This window comes from Mesorhizobium sp. AA22 (assembly GCF_001672375.2).
GTDB lineage: Bacteria > Pseudomonadota > Alphaproteobacteria > Rhizobiales > Rhizobiaceae > Mesorhizobium > Mesorhizobium wenxiniae.
In genome coordinates this window covers 6213114-6236935 of sequence record NZ_CP048406.1, presented here as the reverse complement: position 1 = coordinate 6236935, position 23822 = coordinate 6213114, and the positions used below count along the sequence as shown (strand labels likewise).

Annotated in this window: 18 protein-coding genes and 4 pseudogenes; 16 read left to right on the top strand and 6 right to left on the bottom strand. The window is 58.8% G+C overall.

Translation table 11 applies throughout. The features are described 5' to 3' along the window. Nucleotides 1-36: 36 nt before the first annotated feature. From nodC to A9K68_RS29430, 10 genes and pseudogenes are all read left to right on the top strand, one after another. A complete protein-coding gene (gene nodC / locus A9K68_RS29475) occupies nt 37-1311 on the top strand; it encodes a chitooligosaccharide synthase NodC (protein WP_065010658.1) in 1275 nt (424 codons plus the stop codon). 49 nt (nt 1312-1360) lie between these two features. Next, nucleotides 1361-2383 carry a nodulation factor ABC transporter ATP-binding protein NodI gene (gene nodI / locus A9K68_RS29470; RefSeq protein WP_082982602.1) on the top strand — a complete coding sequence of 341 codons (1023 nt, stop codon included), beginning with the start codon at nt 1361-1363 and terminating at the stop codon, nt 2381-2383. Nucleotides 2384-2386: 3 nt separating this feature from the next. Continuing rightward, entirely contained in the window at nt 2387-3175 is a 789-nt protein-coding gene (locus A9K68_RS29465) for an ABC transporter permease (protein ID WP_065010657.1), read from the top strand. A gap of 292 nt (nt 3176-3467) precedes the next feature. Further along, entirely contained in the window at nt 3468-5483 is a 2016-nt protein-coding gene (locus A9K68_RS29460) for a carbamoyltransferase (RefSeq protein WP_065010678.1), read from the top strand. Between the two features lie 638 nt (nt 5484-6121). Further along, nucleotides 6122-7309, top strand: a pseudogene (locus A9K68_RS29455) (PLP-dependent aminotransferase family protein); the annotation flags it as partial. A gap of 492 nt (nt 7310-7801) precedes the next feature. Further along, nucleotides 7802-7906, top strand: a complete 105-nt coding sequence (locus A9K68_RS29450) for a hypothetical protein (protein WP_082982601.1) — start codon at nt 7802-7804, stop codon at nt 7904-7906. A 216-nt stretch (nt 7907-8122) separates the two neighbouring features. Further along, nucleotides 8123-8782, top strand: coding sequence for a chitooligosaccharide deacetylase NodB (nodB, locus tag A9K68_RS29445; RefSeq protein ID WP_065010656.1), 660 nt, complete (start codon nt 8123-8125; stop codon nt 8780-8782). 465 nt (nt 8783-9247) lie between these two features. Next, nucleotides 9248-9871, top strand: a complete 624-nt coding sequence (locus A9K68_RS29440) for an FMN-binding negative transcriptional regulator (RefSeq protein ID WP_065010655.1) — start codon at nt 9248-9250, stop codon at nt 9869-9871. Between the two features lie 28 nt (nt 9872-9899). After that, nucleotides 9900-10541, top strand: coding sequence for a LysE family translocator (locus A9K68_RS29435; RefSeq protein ID WP_065010677.1), 642 nt, complete (start codon nt 9900-9902; stop codon nt 10539-10541). A gap of 57 nt (nt 10542-10598) precedes the next feature. After that, a complete protein-coding gene (locus A9K68_RS29430; RefSeq protein WP_245430171.1) occupies nt 10599-11384 on the top strand; it encodes a TIM barrel protein in 786 nt (261 codons plus the stop codon). Here the strand turns inward: A9K68_RS29430 and A9K68_RS29425 are convergent. Further along, nucleotides 11325-12260 carry a LysR family transcriptional regulator gene (locus A9K68_RS29425; protein ID WP_095780354.1) on the bottom strand — a complete coding sequence of 312 codons (936 nt, stop codon included), beginning with the start codon at nt 12258-12260 and terminating at the stop codon, nt 11325-11327. The genes A9K68_RS29430 and A9K68_RS29425 overlap by 60 nt on opposite strands. 122 nt (nt 12261-12382) lie before the next feature. On the opposite strand from A9K68_RS29425, the pseudogene A9K68_RS29420 reads away from it, so the two are divergent. From A9K68_RS29420 to A9K68_RS29405, 4 genes and pseudogenes are all read left to right on the top strand, one after another. Then, nucleotides 12383-12794: pseudogene (locus A9K68_RS29420) on the top strand (NodA family N-acyltransferase); the annotation flags it as partial. Between the two features lie 190 nt (nt 12795-12984). Further along, complete coding sequence (gene nolL / locus A9K68_RS29415; protein ID WP_065011500.1) at nt 12985-14106, top strand: nodulation factor fucose acetyltransferase NolL; 1122 nt, start codon at nt 12985-12987, stop codon at nt 14104-14106. Nucleotides 14107-14157: 51 nt separating this feature from the next. Then, nucleotides 14158-15063 carry a LysR family transcriptional regulator gene (locus tag A9K68_RS29410; protein ID WP_095780353.1) on the top strand — a complete coding sequence of 302 codons (906 nt, stop codon included), beginning with the start codon at nt 14158-14160 and terminating at the stop codon, nt 15061-15063. A gap of 86 nt (nt 15064-15149) precedes the next feature. Beyond that, nucleotides 15150-15346, top strand: a pseudogene (locus tag A9K68_RS29405) (nitrogen fixation protein NifQ); the annotation flags it as partial. A gap of 264 nt (nt 15347-15610) precedes the next feature. On the opposite strand, the gene A9K68_RS32390 reads toward A9K68_RS29405, so the two are convergent. The 3 genes from A9K68_RS32390 to nodU all read right to left on the bottom strand — a co-directional run bounded on the left by A9K68_RS32390 (nt 15611) and on the right by nodU (nt 18714). Beyond that, nucleotides 15611-15733: a hypothetical protein gene (locus A9K68_RS32390; RefSeq protein WP_280952216.1), complete on the bottom strand. Its 123-nt coding sequence runs from the start codon at nt 15731-15733 to the stop codon at nt 15611-15613. Then, nucleotides 15733-16134 carry an MFS transporter gene (locus A9K68_RS31480; protein WP_176478104.1) on the bottom strand — a complete coding sequence of 134 codons (402 nt, stop codon included), beginning with the start codon at nt 16132-16134 and terminating at the stop codon, nt 15733-15735. The genes A9K68_RS32390 and A9K68_RS31480 overlap by 1 nt, the downstream gene beginning before the upstream one ends. A gap of 894 nt (nt 16135-17028) precedes the next feature. Further along, on the bottom strand, nt 17029-18714 hold the full coding sequence (gene nodU, locus A9K68_RS29395) for a nodulation protein NodU (RefSeq protein ID WP_065011495.1): 1686 nt from the start codon (nt 18712-18714) through the stop codon (nt 17029-17031). Nucleotides 18715-19339: 625 nt separating this feature from the next. Between nodU and A9K68_RS29390 the strand changes: the two genes are divergently transcribed. Beyond that, a complete protein-coding gene (locus A9K68_RS29390; RefSeq protein ID WP_348626648.1) occupies nt 19340-19612 on the top strand; it encodes a DUF982 domain-containing protein in 273 nt (90 codons plus the stop codon). A gap of 267 nt (nt 19613-19879) precedes the next feature. On the opposite strand, the pseudogene A9K68_RS29385 reads toward A9K68_RS29390, so the two are convergent. After that, nucleotides 19880-20783: pseudogene (locus A9K68_RS29385) on the bottom strand (dihydrodipicolinate synthase family protein). A gap of 40 nt (nt 20784-20823) precedes the next feature. Then, the gene (locus tag A9K68_RS29380; RefSeq protein WP_082982704.1) at nt 20824-22062 is read right to left on the bottom strand and encodes a PLP-dependent transferase; all 1239 of its coding nucleotides are present in this window, start codon (nt 22060-22062) and stop codon (nt 20824-20826) included. A gap of 68 nt (nt 22063-22130) precedes the next feature. Here A9K68_RS29380 and A9K68_RS29375 point away from each other — a divergent pair, with 68 nt between their 5' ends. Continuing rightward, entirely contained in the window at nt 22131-23669 is a 1539-nt protein-coding gene (locus tag A9K68_RS29375; protein ID WP_065011497.1) for a PLP-dependent aminotransferase family protein, read from the top strand. Nucleotides 23670-23822 lie beyond the last annotated feature (153 nt).

Genomic DNA, 23822 nt, shown 5'->3' with positions numbered 1-23822 from the left:
TCGCTTCCTCAAATTCACAGAAAAATCTGAGATCTCATGAACCTCTTTGCCCCAGCCAGTATTGTTGCAGTCTGCTCTTATGCGCTGCTGTCGACCGTCTATAAGACCGCGCAGGTGTTTTATACCCTGCCTACAAACGTACCGCCGACCTCGGGCGAACCCGCCGGCTGTGAGCCTTGGCCGAGCGTCGATGTCATTATCCCGTGCTACAACGAGGCTCCTCGCACCCTCTCGGACTGCCTGGCTTCCATTGCAAGTCAGGACTACGCCGGAAAACTGCAGGTCTATGTTGTTGATGACGGTTCTGGAAACCACGATGCCCTCGTAGGTATACACGAGGAATACGCGCGCGACCCGAGGTTCAACTTCATTGCGCTCCCAAAGAATGTCGGAAAGCGCAAGGCACAGATTGCGGCGGTTCGCCGCTCGTGCGGAGATTTGGTGCTCAATGTAGATTCGGACACGATACTCGCGCCGGACGTCGTCACGAGGCTTGCGCTAAAGATGCAAGATCAAGCGATTGGCGCCGCCATGGGCCAGTTGGCGGCTAGCAATCGCAGTGAAACTTGGCTGACGCGGTTGATTGACATGGAATACTGGCTCGCCTGCAACGAAGAGCGGGCAGCGCAGGCTCGGTTCGGTGCCGTCATGTGTTGCTGCGGTCCGTGTGCCATGTACCGGCGATCCGCGCTTGTTTCGCTCCTGGATCAATACGAGACGCAGCGCTTTCGAGGGAAGCCGAGCGACTTCGGTGAGGACCGCCACCTTACGATCCTGATGCTGAAAGCAGGCTTTCGAACAGAGTATGTCCCGGAGGCCGTCGCGGCAACAGTCGTTCCCAGCAGCATGGGTCCCTATCTGCGCCAACAGCTTCGCTGGGCCCGGAGCACGTTCCGGGACACGTTGCTGGCGCTCCAACTGCTGCGCGGCCTTAATATTTATCTCACATTGGACGTGATTGGGCAGAATCTTGGCCCATTATTGCTCTCTTTGTCGCTCCTGGCTGGGCTCGCGCAATTCATAACGACAGGTACTGTGCCCTGGACGGCATGCCTGACGATCGCGGTCATGACTATAGTTCGCTGCAGCGTGGCAGCGTTTCGTGCGCGCCAACTTCGATTTCTCGGATTCTCGCTCCACACACTCATCAACATCTTTCTCTTGCTCCCATTGAAAGCATACGCGCTGTGTACATTGAGCAATAGCGATTGGTTGTCGCGAAGCTCGGCCGCCACTGTGACAGACATCGGCGGCGCCCTTCCAAAGCCCGCCTTGGTGGCATCTGACGCAGCTTACAGCGAACAGCAATAGTCACGTGATCGCAGGTGGAAGAGTTTTGAGCCAGGACCAGGAAGATCAAATGTTGAGTCGGAAGTTGGACCCAGAGGATTTGCGGCGGATCGAGACTGGTCCGATCGAACGGGAGTTTCACGGGCAGACAAGCGCGAAAAGCTCCGTGCCTGACTCTCTGTCGACCGTGGCAGTCGATTTTGCCGGCGTAACCAAGTCGTATGGGAACAAGGTCGTTGTCGACGAACTGTCGTTCTCCGTTGCGTCGGGAGAGTGTTTCGGCCTCCTCGGACCAAACGGGGCGGGCAAAAGCACGATTGCGCGTATGCTCCTCGGCATGACATGCCCTGACGCGGGCGCGATCACGGTGCTCGGCGTGCCAGTGCCGGCGCGCGCTCGGCTGGCACGCAGGGGCATTGGCGTGGTCCCGCAATTCGACAATCTTGACCAGGAATTCACCGTACGCGAGAACTTGCTGGTGTTCGGACGCTACTTCGGCATGAGCACACGCGAGAGCGAAGCGGTCATCCCGTCGCTTCTCGAGTTCGCTCGCCTCGAGCGCAAGGCGGATGCGCGCGTCTCGGAACTGTCCGGCGGCATGAAGCGATGCCTGACGATGGCGCGGGCGTTGATCAACGACCCCCAGCTCATTGTGATGGACGAGCCGACCACCGGCCTCGATCCGCACGCGCGCCACCTGATCTGGGAGCGGCTGCGCGCCCTGTTGGCACGCGGCAAGACGATTATCCTGACGACGCATTTCATGGAAGAGGCTGAGCGATTATGCGATCGGCTGTGTGTGCTCGAAAGGGGTCGCAATATCGCCGAAGGCCGCCCGCAGGCGCTGATCGACGAGCATATCGGATGCCAGGTCATGGAGATTTACGGCGGCGATCCGCACGAGTTGCTTTCGCTGGTCAAGCCACATTCCCAGCGCATCGAGGTGAGCGGCGAAACCCTTTATTGCTACGCGCCCGACCCTGAGCAGGTGCGCACGCAACTGCAGGGGCGAGCAGGTCTGCGCCTTCTTTTGCGTCCAGCCAATCTCGAGGATGTTTTCTTGCGGCTGACCGGGCGCGAGATAGAGGAGTGAACGATGATTGAAGATTTTGCGGCGGCGCTGCCGTCCAATGCGTGGAACTGGGTTGCGGTGTGGCGCCGGAACTATCTGGCATGGAAGAAAGTCTCACTCGTGACGATTCTCGGTAACCTTGCCGATCCTATAATCTACCTTTTCGGACTCGGCACCGGCCTCGGCATAATGGTCGGCCGCGTCGACGGTGCGTCATATATCGCCTTTTTGGCGGCCGGCATGGTCGCGGTAAGTGCGATGACCGCCTCTACCCTCGAAACATTGTACGCGGCTTTCGCTCGCATGCACTCTCAGCGCACTTGGGAAGCAATGCTGTACACGCACGTTACCCTCGGCGACATCGTTCTGGGTGAACTGGCGTGGGCAGCCACCAAGGCCTTCTTGGCCGGTACGGCAATCACCATTGTCACCGCAACGTTGGGTTATGCAGCCTGGCCGTCCGTCCTCTATGCGCTGCCAATCATTGCTCTCACTGGGTGCGTGTTTGCGAGCCTTGCGATGGTCGTCACCGCGCTTTCGCCCAGCTACGATTACTTCGTGTTTTACCAGACGCTTGTCCTCACACCTATGCTGTTCCTGTCCGGTGCCGTTTTCCCATTGAATCAGCTGCCTGACGCCTTTCAGAAGATAGCGCGATGCATGCCGCTGTCACATTCAATCGACCTCATTCGTCCGGTTATGCTTGATCGCCCGATCGTCGGCATCGCCCTGCACATCGGGGTGCTCGGCCTGTACGCGCTGTTGCCATTCTTCCTCTCGATGGCGCTGTTGCGCCGCCGACTGATGCGCTGACGCGAAGAGAAGGAGATAAACGATGCGCTATGGACTTCGTGCTGCCAATAAAAACGACATCGCCAACAGAAATCGGCATGCCACGGAGGGTCTTCGGTGGCATCCACTCAATCTATCAACGTTATGGGCCGCCCGGCACCTCGATCACAGGATGTCATGTTGATCCCGGCCGAAGAGAATTTCTTTGAGCCCGATCATGTTTGACTGGCGTTCGTGGCGCGAACGACAACGCGGCCTGTGTTTCTGATCAGACGGCCAATTTAATATTCCTGTACGACAAATGGAGAGCGAGATGCTGTGTCTAGGATTGAACGGCGGATTGGACAAAGTCTATGAAAACAGATTTCAGATTTCAAACACATTCATGCACGATGGCGCTGCGGTGCTCGTCCGGGACGGACAGGTCATTGCGGCGGTAGAAGAGGAGCGCCTCAATCGGATCAAACATTCCAACAAGCTCCCAATTAGTGCGGCTCAATACTGTCTTTCAGCCGCTGGGGTTCAGCTCAGCGAAATCGATCGTGTGGCGTTCTACGCTACCGAAGCCTATAGCAACGCCATGCTCGAAAACATGCTAGCTTCCCAGCCGGACGCCTCCATTCCGTTGGACGCTAAACTGTTGATGCAGAGGCTGTTGGCGCAGGAGTTCGGTACCGAGCTCGACGCTTCGCGTATCTCATTTGTAAGTCATCATCAGGCGCACGCCGTGAGTGCTTTTGCAATGTCGGGCTTCGAGCAAAGTCTGATTTTCGCGATTGATGGCTCTGGTGATTTCCTGTCGGGCCTTGTGGCGGTAGGATCTGGTACTGAAATTACGCAACTTGCGACTTTCCCGGAGAACAATTCTCTCGGGCAATTTTATCTCGAGACGATCCGGTATCTCGGCTACGGCTTGTTCGATGAATACAAGGTAATGGGGCTTGCCCCCTACGGCGATCCCGTTCCCTATCGCGAGCTTTTCGAGAAATTCTATGAACTCTCTGCAAACGGCGAGTATCGCGTCCACCTGGACCGCATCGGTCCGACTTTGCTCCGCAGCATTCAGGTTCGGCAAAAGGGAATGCCATTCACTCAGCAGCATATGGATGTGAGTGCGTCGTTACAGGAAGCGCTCGAACTCATCGTGTTTCACATTCTTCGCCATTATCGTGAGGCCACCGGGATGACGCGGTTGTGCCTGGCCGGCGGAGTTGCGCACAATTGCTCCATGAACGGCAAGCTGCTCTATTCAGGACTTTTCGAAGACATCTTCGTGCAGCCCGCATCGCATGACGCTGGATGCGCATTAGGCGCCGCGCTAATCGTGTCTAATGAGTTGGGCCGCCCAGCGCCGCGTAGGCGATTGCAGGAGGTCTATTGGGGGCCGGAACTCGCGAGCGATCACGCTGTCGAAGAGGAACTAAAGGCATGGGCGGGGCACCTGGAGTTTGAACGCACTGAGGAGGTGGCGGATAGGGCAGCCGAGTGGATGGTCGGTGGCGCCGTGATCGGCTGGGTGCAAGGTCGTTCGGAGTTCGGGCCGCGAGCGCTCGGAAATCGCAGCATTCTTGCCGACCCCAGGCCCGCTTCAAACAAGGACCGGATCAACGCTATGGTCAAGAAGCGGGAAGGATATCGCCCGTTCGCCCCATCAGTTTTGGAGGAGGATGCGCGCGAATTTTTCGACCTCCCGGGCAGTGCGTGCGAATTTCCCTTCATGAATTTCGTAGTTCGTGTGCGCGATTCCAAGCGTGATTTGCTCGGCGCCATCACGCATGTCGACGGTACGGCTCGGCTGCAAACAGTATCGCGCAAGGCCAGTCCGGCCTACTGGGACGTCATCAATGCCTTCAAGCAGCGGACAGGCATCCCAATTCTGCTCAATACGTCCTTTAACAACAATGCCGAGCCGATCGTGGATTCAGTTGCAGACTCGATTGCCACGTTCCTGACGACAGAGCTGGATGGACTTGTGGTCGGGCCGTACCTCGTCAAAAAACGGGCCGCAACGCTGCAGGATTGGACTGCGCTCGCTGTTTCATTGCCGCCCTATGTATCCCTGCATAAAGTCCGCGCATACACGGCGCAGGATCGCCACGAGACCGTCTGCGAAATCCGAACGGATCACCGTGACTGTGCGCGTATTTCACATGACCTGTTCGATCTGCTGACGCGGATCGAAGGCGAAGCCGTGCTCGCGGATCTCCTCGACACAATTACGCTGGATCAGGGCCAGCGCGAGGCTCTCACAGGAGAGCTGCGAGGATTGTGGGAGCAGCGCCACGTTCGGATGCATCCCTCGCAAGCTGCTCGCGTCCACCAAAACTGATGCCAAAGTCTGGACGACCGATAACAGCTGCCCAAACACCGGTCTGCACCTTCATATGATGGTCTCCAATCCAATTGACCGAGGCAAGGGTCCTGATGATTGCGTCTGCCGCGAGCATGCATGTTCGCTCCAGCTAACGCTTATTGCAGACGCGGATCAGCAATGGATTTGCTTACCGGTGGCTCAAGACAGCACGAGTTCGTCGTTTCTCGACGGCGTACCGGGTCGGTGACCGCCCCTGCGACATCAGCTTGGTGTTGCGCATAGCGGATGGGACGAGCGTTGGTGGATAGATTGGCGTGGGTTGACCCCGGTGGCGAGCGGGCTGGGCCGCTTGCGGGAAAGGCGGCGGCCCTTCGGCGCGCCAAGCCGGCATGTTCGTCGTTGAGCTGCTTTTGGCAAAATGCGTCGGTGGGGCGACGATCTTGTCTTTATGCGGCTTGATGCTTCGGCCTCCAATCATCCGGCCCTGTTGTTGGCATCCTTGATTTACGGCAATACGACGCCGGTGCAGATTTCGACGACGCCATCTTCAGGAAACCGAGGGTCTGTTGGTCAAGGTCACGCAGGGGTTAGCGTTGGCGATGCCCGACATCTGCTCTCGGGCAATCGCCTGATCGGAATGGGCCGCTAATCCCCCAAAACGGGGCGGCCCGGGTCACTTGTCTGACTATGGCGAACGGCTGCGTGGGAATCCGCGGTGGCGGGATCACCTGCCGAACACGCTGAAGGTAGATTTCCGGTATGGCGTCCTGGCGGCCTCAGATTCCCCAGCCTCGGTTTGGAAGCGCACGATGAACGCGGCGATGGCGCAGCGGCCGGCACGGCTCGCCTATGACGATCCGTGCGGTTCGCGCCCGGCTGCGCCAGGCACTTCAGGGCTATCTCTGGCGCGCCCGTACGGTTCGCTTCGAACCCGAGCAGATCGTCATCGTCAATGGTTCGCAGCAGGGGCTCGATCTCTGCGCGCGCCTGCTGCTCGACCCAGGGGACAGCTTCGTCATCGAGGACCCCTGCTACAGGATGGCGCGCCAGGTCTTTGCCGGCACAGGTGCTACGCCCGTTCCCGTCGAGGTTGACGAGGACGGCATGCAGACGGAGCAACTGGCGGGGGTCGCGGCCCGGCTGGCCTATGCGACGCCCTCGCATCAGTTTCCGCTCGGCGGCGTCATGCCGATGGCGCGGCGGCATCAGCTTCTGGAATGGGCGCGGGAGCAGGGCGCCTATGTCATCGAGGACGACTACGACAGCGAATATCGCTACGATATCAGCCCCGTTCCCCCGCTGCACAGCCTCGAGGATCATGGGGCCGTCATCTACCTCGGCACCATCTCCAAGACGCTTTCGCCGATGCTGCGCATCGGCTATCTCGTCGTCCCGGCGGAATTGCAGCAGGTTTTCGAAACCGCCAAGCAGTTTGCCGACCAGCATTCTCCGGTGGCGGAGCAGGCGTCATTGGCCTCTCTGTTCGAGAGCGGCGGCTATGAAAGGCATGTGCGCCGCGTGCGCCGCCTTAACGGCGAGCGCCGGGAGGTATTTCCAACCTGAAGCGGATTTTCCGAGATCGGATCGCCGTCCAAGGGGCCGACGCTGGACTGCACGTCGTCATATGGTTCAACGACCTGCCGCGATCGCGTGAAACAGCGTTGGTCGAAGCCGCCCGACATGCCGGTCTGGGGCTGCACCCGATTTCGCCGCTTTATCATCGGCAGCCGGGAGCAGGCGAAGCCGACCGCGCCGGGCTTGTCATGGGCTATTCCGCCTTGAGCATCCGGCAGATCGAAAAAGGCGTCGAGATGCTGCGCGACGTCGTCGCTCAACTCTGAGACGTCGACGGTTCCGCACGCGGGGTTAGAACATTCGCGACCGCTCATCGTAAACAGGTCATGGTTGAAAGCAGTTGGGCGACGGCCGCGCTCATGGCCGGCTGAATTAGCTGATCCGGCTTGCCGCCACCGTGCCGTTGCGCTCGGTCAGCAGTGCGTGGAGCCGACGAGGAGCTTCACATCAAGGGCCATTGTCTCATCTATCCGCAACATGGATGCTTGTCATCGAAACATTCGATTTTGACTATCGGACAGGACATTGCATAGGAAGAATTCAAGGATGCAGGCTAGGGAGATTGTCGATGTATGCGGTTGGCTCCGAGGAGCATTTTTCTGGTGTGTGCATTCTGGTCTGCGCCGAACATTGAGCGAGCCGATCCCCTTTTCGACCAGGTACGTCGGTGATCGCGCAAGCTGCATCGCGTCGGCTTCGCCACAAGCCCCCAACTAGCGTAGGCGCCTACCCCAAGGATCAACAAGTCGAGGTTTCCCATGCGCTCCCAAGGACGGTGGAGGTTGTGCCGGGAGAACCAGTTGCAAGTAGCCGATCATATCGGACTCTCCGAGTTCTTCCGAAAACCCTATCGGGGGGACTGACCCTGCAATGAAAAGCTATGCGCTGGTAATTTGAGACGTTCTGCAGAGACGGCCCGGCCACGATGTATCGATGTTCGCGTGCGGTCCCTCTCAGAAGTGCTGGATCTCGACATGCCGCCTCGCGTGGAGGACGTGCTCCTCGTGATTATGCCCGATTGCGCGGCCGATGAGCGAATGGCCGACCGATGCAACAATTGACCGGAAGGATCCGGAGCTATGAAACATCTTGATGACGGATGGGAGGTGCAGAGTGAATGCGCTGATGGAACCGGCCGTCGGAGCGTTTATCTGACGTTTGACGACGGTCCCGATCCATTCTTCACACCACAGATACTCGATGTGCTGGCGCAAAATCGGGTGCCAGCGACTTTCTTCGTGATTGGTGCCTACGCCGCAGAGCACCCGGACCTCATCCAGCGAATGATCGCAGAAGGGCATGAGGTGGGCAACCACACGATGTCTCATCCGGATCTGTCCAAATGCGGCTTGGGCGACGTCCAACGTGAGGTATTTGAGGCGAACCGTGCCATCATGGTAGCATGCCCCCAGGCCTCGATCCGCTACATTCGCGCGCCATACGGCGCCTGGAGCGAAGAAGTGTTCACTGCGTCAGAGATCGCCGGGCTGGCGGCCCTTCATTGGTCGATAGACCCAAAAGATTGGTCGCGGCCCGGCACCGATGCGATCGTCGATGCTGTGCTCGCCTCGGTCCGGCCCGGCGCAATCGTGCTCTTGCACGACGGTTGTCCTCCCGACGAGTCGAGACGGAGCACTCAAGCCGGTCTGCGCAACCAGACCGTTATGGCGCTATCCAATCTGATTCCGGCATTAGATGCCTGCGGATATGAAATTCGCCCGCTTCCAGAACATCACTGAAATGCGAGATCCTATGGACCTGCTTTCCCAGCCAGTGCCTTGGGTCTCGCTTATGAAGGCTTACAGGCTTCGCCGACATCGGACGAACTGTCGGCTCCGACCCGTTGACTAAGCGTAGACGTTTGTTGTCACCTGCTACAATGAGGACCCGCGCAGCCTCTCGGCATTGCCTGGCGTCGCCGGAACCTCTTCGACGATTCTTTCAATATGGTCTCCGGGATCGCGGGCTGCGTCCACAAGGTTTGGCAAACTAGTCGCCATTGCCGTGATATGCCCGACCCCTCGGCTGCGAAGGACCAGGGGTTCTCCGACTCGCACACCCCGCTGTGGATCTGCTCCTCGATCGTCACGATGATCGGGTGCGATGCCATCTTTCACAAACTGGACCACGTCGATAGCTTCTGACTGGCTGTTTCCTGCAGGCCAGAGTGCCGGTATCTGACTGGTAACGCAAGGAGCTTCGCCATGTACATCCCTCCCGCTTTCCGCGACGACGACAAGGAGTCCCTGCGCGCGACCATCCGCGCGGCGGTGCTGGCGAACTTCGTTACAGTCACGGCGGAAGGGCCGCTCGCAACGCCACTGCCCCTCTTCCTTGATGAGAGCGAGGGCGAGCACGGCGTGATCTACGGGCACCTAGCGAAGGCCAATCCCCAGTGCCATGTTCCGCCGCTGGGCGACGGCTTGGCCATCTTCATGGGGCCGGACGCTTATGTGACGCCGGCATGGTATGCGACCAAGCGGGAAACCGGGAAGGTCGTCCCGACCTGGAATTACATCGCCGTCCACGCCTATGGTCCGGTCGAGTTCTTCGAGCATGCGGGAAGACTGCTGGACGTCGTGAATCGTCTGACCGACCACCACGAGGGCGAGCGCGCCTCGCCTTGGGCGGTGTCGGACGCACCGCCGGATTTTGTACAGGCGCAACTCCGCGGAATCGTCGGCCTGCGCATGCCGATCACGAGGCTGGAGGGCAAGCGCAAACTGAGTCAGAACCGGAACGCGGCCGACCGCGATGGCGTGGCCGCGGGCCTTGCGGCGAGCGAGCGGGCATCTGACCGCGAGCTCGCCGCTCTCATCCCAAAATAATCATGAACTTTGTCGGAATCGACCCATGATGCCAGAACTGGCCCCATTCGCCCTGTACCTCGCCGCGGCCTCCGTGCTCGCCATCACGCCCGGTCCGGGCATCTTCTATGTTGCCGCGCGCACGCTCGCCGGCGGTCGTCCGGAGGGTATCGCTTCCAGCTTCGGCACGGGGTTGGGGGGCATGATCCACGTCCTCGCAGCAAGCCTAGGTGTTTCCGCGATCGTGCTCGAGAGCTCGGAACTGTTCTCCGCATTGAAGCTGTTCGGCGCGGTCTACCTCGTCTGGCTAGGCTTTCGCACCTTTCAAGCCGCGCGCCGAGCGACTGGCGATGATGGCGCCCCGGTGCGTTCAGTCGGACCCCGGCGGGCGTTTCGTGAAGGGGTGCTGGTCGAGGCTCTCAACCCGAAGACGGCAGCCTTTTTTCTAGCCTTCCTTCCGCAGTTCGTGAACCCGAGCGCAGGGCACGTAGCTCTGCAATTCGTGGTGCTTGGCTCCGTGTCGATTGCGCTCAACACGCTCGCCGACATCGTGGTTGCCTTCGTGGCCAGCGGCATTCAAGACGGCGCGGCAGCGCGTCCCAGGTTGATCCGCCGCCTGAGGGAGGCGTCGGGCGGCGCGATGATTGCGCTGGGCGTCGGCCTCGCTCTGGCGAAGCACCCTGCTGCCTGAATTTTGCATCCGATCTGGTTGGGCATCTCTCCGGATCGGCGGGTTAGTTTGAAGCAGATGGATGGCTGCGAGCCAGCTTCGGTCATTACCGATTCAGGCGATGTCTCAGCAGGCGCGGACGTCCGGTCTGCCGCCGCCGAAGCAGGCGTTGGGGTTATTTCCATCAATGCCTTGCAGCGCTTCAATGAGTGGACACCCGCCCGCAAGGCCGAAGCGAGCAAGCTCGCCGATTATGCGGCGGCCTGCGGCGCCAAGACGCTCATGCTGGTGCCGGTCAACGATGGCTCCTGGCCCGCCAATGGCGAGCGCCGGGGCGATCTCCGCTTTGCCTTGAAGGCGCTCAAGCCGATCCTCCAGTCGCGCGGCCTGATCGGTCTCATCGAGCCGCTGGGCTTCCAGACCTGCTCGCTTCGATCGAAGAACGAAGCGGCTAAGGCCATTGCCGCCATTGATGGCCAGTCCGTCTTCCGCCTCGTGCACGACACGTTTCATCACACGCTCGCCGGGGAGCCGTTCTTCTCCTGCGACCTGACCGGTCTCGTGCACATTTCAAGAGTGAACGATCCAATCCACTGGATCTACCCGGATCGCGTCCTATTCGGTTCCGACAATGGCAGCCAGATCCGGGCGCTGCTTGATGGCGGTTATGCGGGCCCCTTCTCATTCGCACCGTTTGTCGACGCAGCCCACCCGCTGGACGATCTCGCAGGCGCTCTTTCCGCGACTATCATCTCGTTCGACACGCCTGTTGACACGAGTGCCGGTGTGAGACGCGGTAGTCAATCAGGGCTTGCGACCCTTTTTGGCGTCCCGCGGAGAACTCATTCTCGACGCCTCCTGTAACAATATCTCTCGCATCCAGACGCTTGCCGCATCACTGTTGTGAAGGGCGGGCCATTGGAGGGCCTCGGTAAATGCGGGAAGCGGCAGCGGAAGTTCGATGATCCGCAGCGGGAAAGTCTTTTTGAAATGCTCAACCAGCCGGAAGGGCATGGTCGATATACGAGCTGTGCCTGAGACCATCGGCGGGATCATGCTGAAGGCCTGCACGATAACCTCGACACGTCTCTTCAGGCCATGCTCAAGAAAAAAACGCTCCTCGACGGAGGGCTTCTGCCCGAACTTGGCCGCAACGTGCCTCATCGACATGTATCTCTCGAATGTAAGCTGCTGCGGCAGCTGCTTGTTCGTGGGGCAGCCTACGCACACGAGCGTGTCGTCGAACAGCGCCGCTCTTGGATGCGCGCTCGACATGAACAATTCTGGACAAATCAGAAAATCGACGTCACCGCGCCGGAGAAGCTCATCGGGGTCGTCGTCGAGCGGCAGCAATTCGAAGCTGACGGCGGGTGCTTCGCGTGCAACACGCTCCACGACCTTTTCAAAAAACACGAGTGTGGCGAAATCGGAAAGGGTGATCCTGAAACGGCGATCGGACTGAGCCGGATTAAACGGATCCCAAGAAATAATCGAGCTCTGGATTTTCAAGAGTGCGCCGCGAACAGCGGGGGCGAGTGTTTCCGCACGTGGGGTTAGAACACGTTCGCGGCCGCTCATCGTAAACAGTTCATCGTTGAAATAATCGCGCAGCCGGGCGACGGCCGCGCTCATGGCCGGCTGACTTAGGTTGATGCTGCTTGCCGCCGCCGTGAGGTTGCGCTGGGTCAGCAGTGCGTCGAGCACGACGAGAAGGTTCAGATCAAGGCCTTTGAAGCGCATCGCTTTCACTTATCCATAGCGTGAATGCTCGCGATCTAAACAATCGATTTTACCAAACTTCCAGGGCGCTGCATAGATGACCGGACCTGACATGCACCCGATCACGCCACGGCTTCTGTAGCGTGTGCTGGGAAATGACTTGCAAGTAGCCGATCATGTCGAGCTCTCCGCTTTCTTCCGAAAGGCCTATGGGCCGACAGGGGCTTTCAGGCGGTCGTAGCTGGGCCGGTGCAAGGCCGGAGGTTCGCGCAATCGGCTCTATGTGCACGGCGTAGCGGCTCACTTGGACCTGCTGCGCCGTTCACTACGGTTGGCGAGGTTGATTTCTTGGTAGGCGAACTCGGATTGTACAGGGTGCATCCGGATCTTGAGAGACTCGGAATGAGCCATTCTATCCACGTCATGCGTCCGGTGCAGCAGCAGATTGGCATTCCATTCGCTTTTGGCACGGTTCGGCACGCGCTGCGGAATCATCTTGAGAGGTTCTGCAGAGACGTCCTGGCGACCATAGTGCCGGGCCATCGCGTCGCCACACATGATCGCGACCGCCACTGCGCTCCAGGTTTGCGATCAGGCACTGGGATTTCGTCCGCTCGGTTGCAGCCAGTCGGCCCTCGATACCACGCCGCGATCCGCGTAAAATTCGATCCTTTTCACCGAAACTGGCGTGCTCGCCGTGCCCAGAAACGGCCGGTAGCAACCGCAACAGATGGGCTGGAGTCTGATGCTTGATCAAATAACAGTCGGAGCGAAGGGACGCGGCTCGCGCCCAGCAGAGACAAACGACCGAGACCTAAGCCTTGACTTCGCCAAAGGTATACTAATTACTTTAGTGATAATTGGGCACCTATTACAATATATAATTTATCGAGGCACTGACGATTTTTGGATGTCTCCGTATTATAAGACGATATACATGTTTCATATGCCTCTCTTTATGGCGATAAGTGGATATGTTTCTTCTGGGGCAATTTTGCGAAAAACGTTCATTCAAGGGGTCCGTAATCGAGCAGTGCAGTTACTACTGCCAATGTTTCTTTGGTGTGCGTTTATTTTCGCACTAAAGTCCGCCATGATTTATCCAACGAAGAGTTTAACTGGTGTATTGCTGGACATATCGAAGGAGGTCATTGGAACATACTGGTTCATATGGGCGGCGTTTATTTCGTTCGTTCTAGTTAGATTTTTTGCAACTTTCAATCGACTATCGATGTGGATCATAAGCGCATCCGCAATTGGGGTCGCATTGGCGCCCATCACATTGTCAATAACCCCGTCGTTAAGATACACTTACCCATTTTATTGTTTGGGGTTCTTGTTTGCCCAGCCGATCGGATGGCAGAAAAATATCGTCTGGCGCCACAAATCGCTTTTCTTGGTCTTATTTTCGATAACAGCTTTCTTATGCTTCCTTGGGTGGGGCAAGGAGACTTACGTCTACAACAATCTTGTTTTAATTCATGATGAACAGTCAGCTAAACAAGTGTTTATGATGTTCGCTGGCTCTGCAACAGCTTCTGCAGTAGCGATGCAGCTTATGTTCCAGTGCTGGAGAATTGTCCATTCAACTAGAGTAGCTCAGTATGTCGCGGTGGAGCTTGGTCAGAGCACGCTGCTGCTGTACCTGGTCCAGGGTGCCGTGTTTCGCCTCATGGATGTGATACAGTTTGGAGAACTCTGGAATCTCACGACCAGAATCGCGTTCGCAAGTGTGGTTGGAGTGGCGATTGTCGTCACGGCGATGGCAATTCGCAAGATTGCGCGCGACCTTGGATATGTGTCGCAGATCCTTGTCGGAGCGCCGCCACGCCCAAGTCTGCTCAAATCTCAACCTGCAATAAATTAGCCACCCACAATGGTCGCGATGACAAGCAACCACGTTACGGACAGATGAGGCATGCGTTTCAAAGGCCTTGATCTGAACCTTCTCGTTGTGCTCGACGCACTGCTGACCGAGCGCAACCTCACGGCGGCGGCAAGCAGCATCAACCTAAGTCAGCCGGCCATGAGCGCGGCCGTCGGCCGGCTGCGCGATTATTTCAACGATGAACTGTTTACGATGAGCGGCCGCGAACGTGTTCTAACCTCGCGTGCGGAAACACTCGCCCCCGCTGTTCGCGGCGCACTCTTGCACATACAGTGCTCGATTATTTCTTGGGATCCGTTTAAACCGGCTCAATCCGATCGCCGCTTCCGGATCATGATTTCCGATTTCGCCACACTCGTGTTTTTTGAAAAGGTCGTGGAGCGTGTTGCACGCGAAGCACCCGCCGTCAGCTTCGAATTGCTGCCGCTCGACGACGATCTCGATGAGCTTCTCCGGCGCGGTGACGTCGATTTTCTGATTCTTCCGGAATTGTTCATGTCGAGCGCGCATCCAAGAGCGGTGCTGTTCGACGAGACATTCGTGTGCGTAGGCTGCCCCACGAACAAGCAGCTGCCACAGCAGCTTACATTCGAGAGGTACGTGTCGATGAAGCACATTGCGTTCAGGGTCGGCCGTGCGCAGATGCCATCCATCGAGGAACGGTTTTTGCTTGAACATGGTCTCAAGAGACGTGTCGAGATTATCGTGCAGGCCTTTAGCATGATCCCGCCGATGGTCTCAGGCACAGATCGTATAGCGACCATGCCCTTCCGGCTGGTTCAGCATTTCAAAAAGACTTTCCCTCTGCGGATCGTCGAACTTCCCCTGCCACTACCCACGTTCACTGAGGCCGTCCAATGGCCCACCCTTCACAACAGTGATCCGGCAAGCACCTGGATGCGGCAGATAATGTTGCAGGAGGCATCCCGCATGTGAAGCCGCGGGCGCTCCTGGCGAACGGCACGCAAAAAATTGGGTCTGACTCCAATTCGATGATGTTTGCATGACAGTGTGGTGCTGATTTTCCGACGCTGGTAGCCGGCAACACCAAAAACATGAAGTGGAAGAAGTACTTTTACCGCAGGCTTGCGAGTCTGAAGGTCTACCCCTATGCACCGCGCCCAATTGCCGGGAATGCAATCAAGTCAAAAGCTGCTTCGCCCCGGAGGCATGGAAAGCCGCCTCACACGGATCAAGCACGGGTTCGCCCTTGTATTAATAGCCGTACGAGGCGAGCGGTCGACGGCGAGGCGGTCCGCTTCGGTCCGGCACTCTTAGGTTCTCTCGTCGGCACCATCATTCGCCGCCGCTGGTCGAAATCGACCGGACAACAACGTGCGATCGCGCAGAGACGACGGCTGCAACCGCCAAAAAATCGTGAGCAGGATCGCACCGCGCGGCTGATGCGATTGCATCTTTCCCCGTGCTGCACTGGCCTGTGTCAGGCGGTCTAGGGTTCGCGCTTCGGTCCGAGCAAACACTGTCAGGGCAGCGAGGAACGAGGCAACGGCGCTGTAGGCAAGGCACTGGCAGCGCCGGCATCGTCCACCAGCAGTCCGCCGAAAATCGCGCCGGCGGCGATGGCCACTTGGAACGTTGCGGCCATCAGCCCACCGGCGTTTTCGGCCTGCTCGGGAGGGGCGCGCAGCACCATGCATTCTGCAGTCCCACCGGCACCGCGCCGAAGGCAAAGGCCCATACGGTACCGCAATCGCCGAGGCCCAGGCCGATGCTCCCAACATCAGCAGCGAGACAGCGGCCATCGCTATGAGCAGGGGGCGGCAGGGCCGCGACTGCCTGGAGGCTGTGCTCGGCCAAGAATCCGCCGGCCAAATTGCCGAAGAAGCCGCCGATGCCAAAGGCGAGCAACACGAGCGAGATCGTCTCGATATTGAGCGCGGGAACATTCTCGAGGAAGGCGCGGATACAGATGAAGCCGGCGAAGTGCCCGGAAGCGACCAGCAGGACGACCAAAATCGCGACTTTGATTATCGGATTCTTGGCCACATCCAGCAGACTGCGGAAGCTGGCTGCTCCAATCGGAGGCAGCCTCGGAGAAGTCATGAGTTGCACTACCAGTGTAACGCGCCGAAGACTGCAGCGATCATGGAGGCGCTTCGCCACCCCCCAGACGTCGCCGACATAGGCGCCGATTGAACCGCACAAACGGTAGCGACGGTACGCCGGTGCGGATGATCGACATGGCGCGCCGCAGGAGGTGACCTGGAACGAGCCGCATCGCCAACGCTGCCGACATCGACCAGAAGCCTCCGAGCGCTATTCCGAGCACGACGCGGGCGGTCAGAAGAACCGGCAGCGACCCCGCGACGGCACCAATCGTGCGCTGGCAATTGTGCTCTTCGGCATAGGGTTGCTGCAATATGGGTCCTGCAAGGAGCATGCTCGAGGATGTGGACCTCTACTCCGACTTGCTGACACTGACGGAGGGTGTCGGGTCAACGTGGTCGGCCACATGCCCGACGCCATGGCGGAGTGGTTCGGTGCTGAGCAAAGTCGCGGACGGCAAGGCGGACGCTTCCAGGGATTAACGCGGCAGGCGCAGGCAATGCGGGATTCCGTTGGCAGAAGGAGCTCAAACAGCTAATTCGCTCAAGCTTGTCACCACCGCAGCAGACGAATGGCGTGCCGGTCGGCAGGGCGGTGCAGGCCCTGGTGTTCGAACCCTCCATTCACATCGCTAAGCAAAAGCATTCGCGTGCTTGCCAGCTCAACAGCACAGTCTCGGCGCTTTATCGGCCATGACGATCAGATTCGTTCGTCAGATCAGGGCACTTTCAAAAGCCGTAACCGCACGCACCCGCAGTATCCGGCTCCCTCAGCGATGCTGCCGGCCATTGCAGCGCTAGAGCGCGGTAACTCAAGTTCGTTACAGCCCGCCGCTCAGCCCTCGAATTGACTTGCACCTGTCTTGGTCAACAGCAACCCATCGCACCAAACGTGGTCTACGCATCCCCACTCACAGGCGGCAGCCGCATCCGGAAAAAAACCACGTCCATTGAGATTTGCACTCGTGTTGCAGAGCAGCGAAATGCCCGTGAGTTTCTCATATTCTATCAGAAGTTCTGCAATTGGGTGTTCAGAAGTTCTCGAAACTGTCTGAAGGCGCGCAGTCCCGTCGAGATGGACGACCGCCGGGATTTTTTCTTTCCACTCCGAACGGGTTCGGTGATCGAACAGCATGTAAGGATCCGGCGTGCCGGGATCGAACATCTCAGGTGCACGATCCTCCAAGCATATTGGCGCTACCGGTCGGAAATGCTCTCGAACTTTGATTTTGTTGAGATGGTCCTTCATTTCCGGCGAAGTTGCGGCCGCCAGAATGCTTCTGCCTCCCAAAGCACGTGGACCAAGCTCTGCGCGACCTGCAAGGAACACCACAGGCTTGTTGTCGGCGAGCACGCCGGCAAGTTCTTTCAGGCTGCAAGCAGCAGATTGCCAACCAGGCGGAACCTTGCCATGGCTCACATTTGGCCCGCTGTAGACTGACCAGTCGAGATTCACGAAACCTTTGTCGGCGGCCAGCGCACAGCAAGCGGCACCGATCGCCGATCCGCTGTCGTTTGGAAACGGAGGCACCCAGACTGCGTCGAACAAACCGCTCGCCCGAAGGGCGCTGTTCCATTTGATGTTCAGCCCGCATCCGCCGGCGATGCACAGGTTTCGGGTTTTGGGGACTGAGTACCCACGCAGCGCCCTTGTCATTCCCCGGACGAGAAGACGCTCCACGAAGGCATGGAACGAAGCAAGTATGTCCTCGGGCGTTTCGGGGATTAGCCGCGACGCGCTTGCATCGAAGAAGTCGTGCACAGCCGTGAGTAACGCGTCTTCGCTGTGGCTGTTGTTCCCGTAGCCAAAAGCAAGGTCCGTATCCCAGGCAAAATGGTCGTCGTAAAGCTCCTGAAACACATTCACGATGTGTTCATGGACCACTCCGAGCGCAATATAGGCCATCAACTTGCCGGCGATACCGAGATTCCAGCCAGTCCGCAGTTCTCGCCTGTAAGGACCGAAATGTTGGCCCACGGCCGCATAGGCATGGCCTATCATCGGAAACAGGCACCCAACAAATCGGACTCCACTTGGCTCGACGTAGTAAAGCCGCGGAAAGATGCAGCCGTCCCATACCAGACAAAATGCCGGTTCCTCAGCTTTGGCGAATGAGCTGGTGCAGTATGCGGAAGCCACGTGCCCAACAACATGCGGGTAGCTTTCATAAGAACATACCCCACTGTCGAGCATGAGACCGGAACCTTGATAGGCTGTCAGGGGATCTTCGGCGTCCCGCTCCACATATGGCGCGCCGTTGAGAGTGATAGGGGAGCCGTTACTCAGAACCTGGAATTCTGACTGGATTTCACCGTCCCATCCGTCAATAACGAACCGGTCGATATCGCGCGGAGCAAGCCCGTTTTCCGTCAAAACGGCGACGACCGTCTCAAGCCGCTCGATATGTTGGTATCGTAGGTTATTGTCGAGCTTCTCCATCTCGATGCAAAAGAGTAATCTGCCGTCTTCCACGACAGCAATTCCCCCGTCGTGAGTCAGCTTGATACCGCAAATGCGCATAGCAGATCCTTGTCGAGGTGACCGTAGAGCAACCGCAGAAAACGGCTGGAAAACATAGCCGTGGGTTTTGTCGCGCTATGCAGGATCATGAGGAACCGGTAAATTAGATTGTTTGGATGTGAGGCATCCGCGCGGTGAATGATCAGGTCTGCCGCGTGATCTAGAACAAAATGGCTGACACGCAAAAATCACCAGAATTGCGAGGCATCGCTGTGCGGCACTGTAGAAGGCCTCGCCACCGCAAGCGCTGGGCAAGGATGTGCACGGTCACACATCACCCGCGCCACGGGAGGTGCCGCGCTCCCTCGGCACCGAGCGCGCGTGCTGAGCACGAAGGTTGTCGCGCTAGAAGAGAGCCTTCCCTGATCAAGCTACTCTTTAGGTCATCGACAAGATTTTCGATGGCGAGGGCAGCGCCCAAAGGGCCTATTCGGCTTTTTGAATCGCGCCGTCATGTTGGAGGAACAACCTCCGACAACCGATGGATCCCGCCTGCAGATCGGCAGCGGAACAGAGCGGGTAAGCGCGTGTGAGGCTAGCGCGGGGTCGGTCAAAAGGGCATTGTCTCGGCTCACAGATGCAGTGTCGGCTCGGCAAAGAAGACGACCCTGGGCCCTATTGACGGATGATCGCCTTGGGGGGCGGAGAGATGACCGGCTTGCACAGATTTGAGAGGGCGGTCGTTGTTCAGGTTGGCCGCCACAGTTCTGAGCGTATCGTATTCGATGTCAACCAGGCGGCCGCTATCCTGATCCGTGCCCTTCATCATCGGACCGAGAAACGGAGGGTAGCGATGGACGCTTGTCTGCAGGTATTGCGTGGTGAGGCCCATCCACCTGCTGCTCGAAGGGCTTTTGTGGCAGCCGCGCTTGAAGCAAAGATCCTGCGCAGCGATTGAATGCTGTCATCAAGGCTTTGATGCTTCGAGTGGAAGTCGTCTGGCCTGCACACTCATCCGGAGAAATGTAGGCGTTGGCGGCCTCGGAAAGCCTACCTCCCTCGCCGATAAGACGTTCTGCCAATCGAACACGTTGACGAGGACGTGATTGGCGTCGTGATCAGCACGCCGCGCATTGTTCCCGATCAGATTATGGAGAACATCTCGGCTAGTCATCGAAAGGGTCGGTGCGTACATTTTTCCCTCGGCAATATGAAGTTGCGCGGCTTACGATCCAACACCTGATCCGAGGCGGTCCAGGACGCCGGCGAGCTGGCCCTTCGCGGCAGCGGAAAGCGGCTTGATTGGCCGTGGGGGCTCGGCGGAACAGATTTCGAGGAGCTCGGCGATTGCGTAGACGACGCGAAGGCTCGAGAACGTCTCAAAAAGCTCCCAAACCGGGGCCAGGGTGGCGTCGATCCGGTGTGCTTCTGCGTGGTCGCCGTGCTGAGCGGCTCTGACCATCCTCAGGCAGGGATCGGGCAAGATGCCACCGAGGACGCTGTACCATGTATCGGCGCCGGCGATCAGGGCCTCGGTGGCATTCCAGTCGCCGCTGTAGCCGATCGAGAATCCTTTCGGCACAATTTTTTTTCTGGTGCGCAAGTTGGCCTTTGATAGCATCGCCCCTGTCGACTGAGTTTTTGATAGCGAGGATCTCAGGCAGCTGTCCCAGACGCTCGATGAGCGCTGGCGTGAAGCGAAAATGCGTGTTTGCAGGATTGTCGTAGATCACGATCGGCAGGCCGCTTTCGCGCGCCACTGTCGAAAAATGCTCGAAAACTTCGTCGTCAGTGAGCGGGGTGTAGGAAACAGCCGCGAGCAACCCCGCGGCTGCGCCAAGGGCCTTCGCATCACTTGCATAGTGTATCGCTTCATCGGTGCGCAAAGCGCCCACGCCCACCACGAGCGGGACTCGTCCACGCGTTTCGTCCAGCGCCTCGCAAATCGCCCCGCGGCGTGCCGCGCGCGACAGATACATGTAGGTGCCGGTGCTACCGAGCAGGCCGATGGAATCCACCTTTGCTGCGCAAAGCCGCGCTATCAGCTTTCGAAGCGCCAGGACATCGACGCCGCCGTCACTGTCGCTTGGCGTTATTGGGAAGGCCGAAAGGCCGCTCAGGAAAGCCATGCTGAAGCTCCCGTTGTTAGATTGGGTGAAGCGTTGGGCATCAGACCCCGTCCAGCGCCTGCTCTAGATCCGCGATCAAATCGGCGGCGTCTTCGAGCCCTACCGACAGACGCATGAGGTCGTCGCCGACTCCGTCAGGCAAATGCGCGTCCTTGCGGATTGACTCGCGCGAGCGGGTCAGGCTTGCCGGATGATAGATGAGACTGTCAGCGTCGCCGAGGCTGACCGCCCTGATGATCAGCTTGAGCCGGTCCATCATACGGCGCGCGCCCTCGAACCCCGTTTGGAGGCCGAGAGCCAACATACCCGAGCCTTGCGACATCTGTCTGCGCGCGATCTCATGGTCGGGATGAGAGCCGAGAAATGGATAGCTAACCCAAGCCACAGCCGGGTGCGCCTCAAGCGCCTGAGCGACCGCAAGCCCAGAGACACTGTGACGCTCCATACGCAACGTGAGTGTCTTCAACCCGCGCAAAATCAGGAACGCCGACATGGGCGAGAGCGCTGCCCCGGTGAGATAGCGCAGGCCAGTTTCGCGCAGCAGGTGCAGTGTTTTCGCATCGCCCAGTATCACACCGCCCAGAGCATCGCCATGGCCATTGATGTACTTGGTCAGCGAATGGATCACGATGTCGGCTCCGAGTTCCAGCGGACGCTGGAGGGCGGGCGAGGCGAAGGTGCTGTCGACGGCGACCTTCACGCCGCGAGAATGGGCGTGTTCGGCAATGGCAGCGATGTCGAGGATACGGCTCAGCGGGTTGATTGGCGTCTCGAAGAACACGAGCCGGGTCCTGTCAGTGATGGCGCCATTGAGATTGCTCGGATTCGACAGGTCGACGGCAACGACCTTGATGCCAAACTGCGGCAGCCCCTGCTCGACCATGGCGAGCGTATTTGAATAGAGTGTCTTGTGGACAATGAGTTCGTCACCTTGCGAAAGCAGCGAAAGGATCAGCGTGCCGAAGGCGGCGATCCCCGAGGCGAGTACCAGCCCAGCTTCGGCTCCTTCGAGATTGGCGAGCCGCATTTCGAGGATCTCGGTGGTCGGGTTGTATTCGCGTGCGTAGAGCCTTCCGCCAAGCGCTGCGACGGCTTCGTTTGCTGCAACGCTTTCAAATCCATACGTCGATGTAAGAAACACCGGCGTCTGAACAGAATTGGAAAAGCCGGCCGGATCGTAGCCATGATGGATGGCCCGGGTGGCGAATGCGAGACCGACGTCGTTCCGGGACGGCGTTGATGTTGCCTCGGCTTCAAGCTGATCTTCGGCGCTGGTCATCGGCTTTAACCCTCTTGATTTCGGGGACAATGCCGTCACACTAACTCAGATGGAACGTCCAGTTGGCGATGAAAGAAATGGTCCAGCCTTCTCCTGAAGCGTCGGCAGCTCGCTCGCAAGGTCTCGGCGCGCGCCAGATCTGCGAAGCTCTTCGCGAGCAGATCCTGGGTGGAATCTATGAAACGGGCAGCCAGCTGCCGTCGTCACGCGGCCTCGCAAATGAACTCGGTGTGTCGCGAACCACCGTCACCGTGGCTTATGATCAGCTGGTCGCCGAAGGTTTCATCGAGGTCATTCAAGGCGCAAGACCTCGCGTTGCATCTTCGCTAGTCCGGAGTAAAGAGACCAGCGCGGTGCCGAAACGGACTGGCCCGATCCACCTTTCCTGTTACGGCGAGCGACTGCGCGCCAGTCCGCCACGGCGCGATTACCTCCCCAACCGCCTCAAGGTCGATTTTCGTTATGGCGACCTCGCCCCATCTGATTTCCCGGCGCTGACGTGGAAGCGTGCGATGAACGCGGCGATGTCACAAAGCCCCGGAAGGCTGGCCTATCACGATCCACGCGGCTCGCATCGCTTGCGCCAGGCGCTGCAGGGATATTTGTGGCGTGCCCGAGCGCTTAGCTGCCAGGTCGAGCAGATCCTCGTCGTCAGCGGATCACAGCAGTGCCTCGATATGTGCGCGCGCCTGCTGCTCGATCCTTCTGACAGCTTCGTGATCGAGGATCCCTGCTATAGAATGGCGCGCCAAGTCTTTGCCAGCACAGGAGCCACGCCCGTCGCTGTCGCCGTCGATAGCGAGGGCATGAAGACCGAGTTGCTGCAGGAGATCCCAGCGCGGCTGGCCTATGTCACCCCGTCGCACCAGTTCCCGCTCGGCGCCGTCTTGTCGATTTCGCGGCGGTATCAGCTCCTCGAATGGGCTCGGCGCAATGACGCCTATATTATCGAGGACGATTACGATGGCGAGTACCGGTACGACATTCGACCGGTGCCCCCGCTGCACAAGCTGGAAGACCGCAGTTCCGTAATCTATGTTGGCACGATCTCCAAGACACTGTCGCCGATGCTGCGCATCGGCTACCTGGTGGTTCCGGCCGAGTTGCAAGACGTCTTTGCGATGGCCAAGCAGCTTCTCGACAGGCATTCTCCGGTCGCGGAACAGGAGGCCCTGGCCTCACTCATCGAGAGCGGTGGTTATGAAAGCCATGTCCGCCGCGTCCGCCGTCTTAACGGCGAGCGGCGAGAGGCACTGCTTGCCGTCCTTCGACGCGCGTTCGCAGACAGCATTGCCATCGAGGGGGCCGATGCAGGGCTGCATGTCGTCGTCTGGTTCAAGGATCTTTCTCGGTCGCTGGAGGACGTCCTGGTTGAAGAGGCGCGGCGGGTCGGGGTTGGCATCCATCCGATTTCATTGCTGTACATCCGAGATGAAGGCCGTGCTGACCGGATTGGACTGGTGATGGGCTATTCCGCCCTGACGATTCGGCAGATCGAGAATGGCGTTCGGCTCCTTACTGGCGCTGTCCAACGGGTAAAAAGCTTTGCCAAGGATTCGGCAAGATGCTCAATACCCGCCCTGACAGCGAACGGGCCTGGCTCGTGACCCCGGAGTCACGCCGGCAGTGATCGCAGACCAGCAAGACTTGCCAGGACTGGCTCTGTCGGCCAGTCCGGGTCCGGGCAGTACTCTGACCCTGGGACCTGGGGAAAGGAATTCTTGAGGAGACTCTAAAATCCAGTGGAAGCAGAGGCGCCA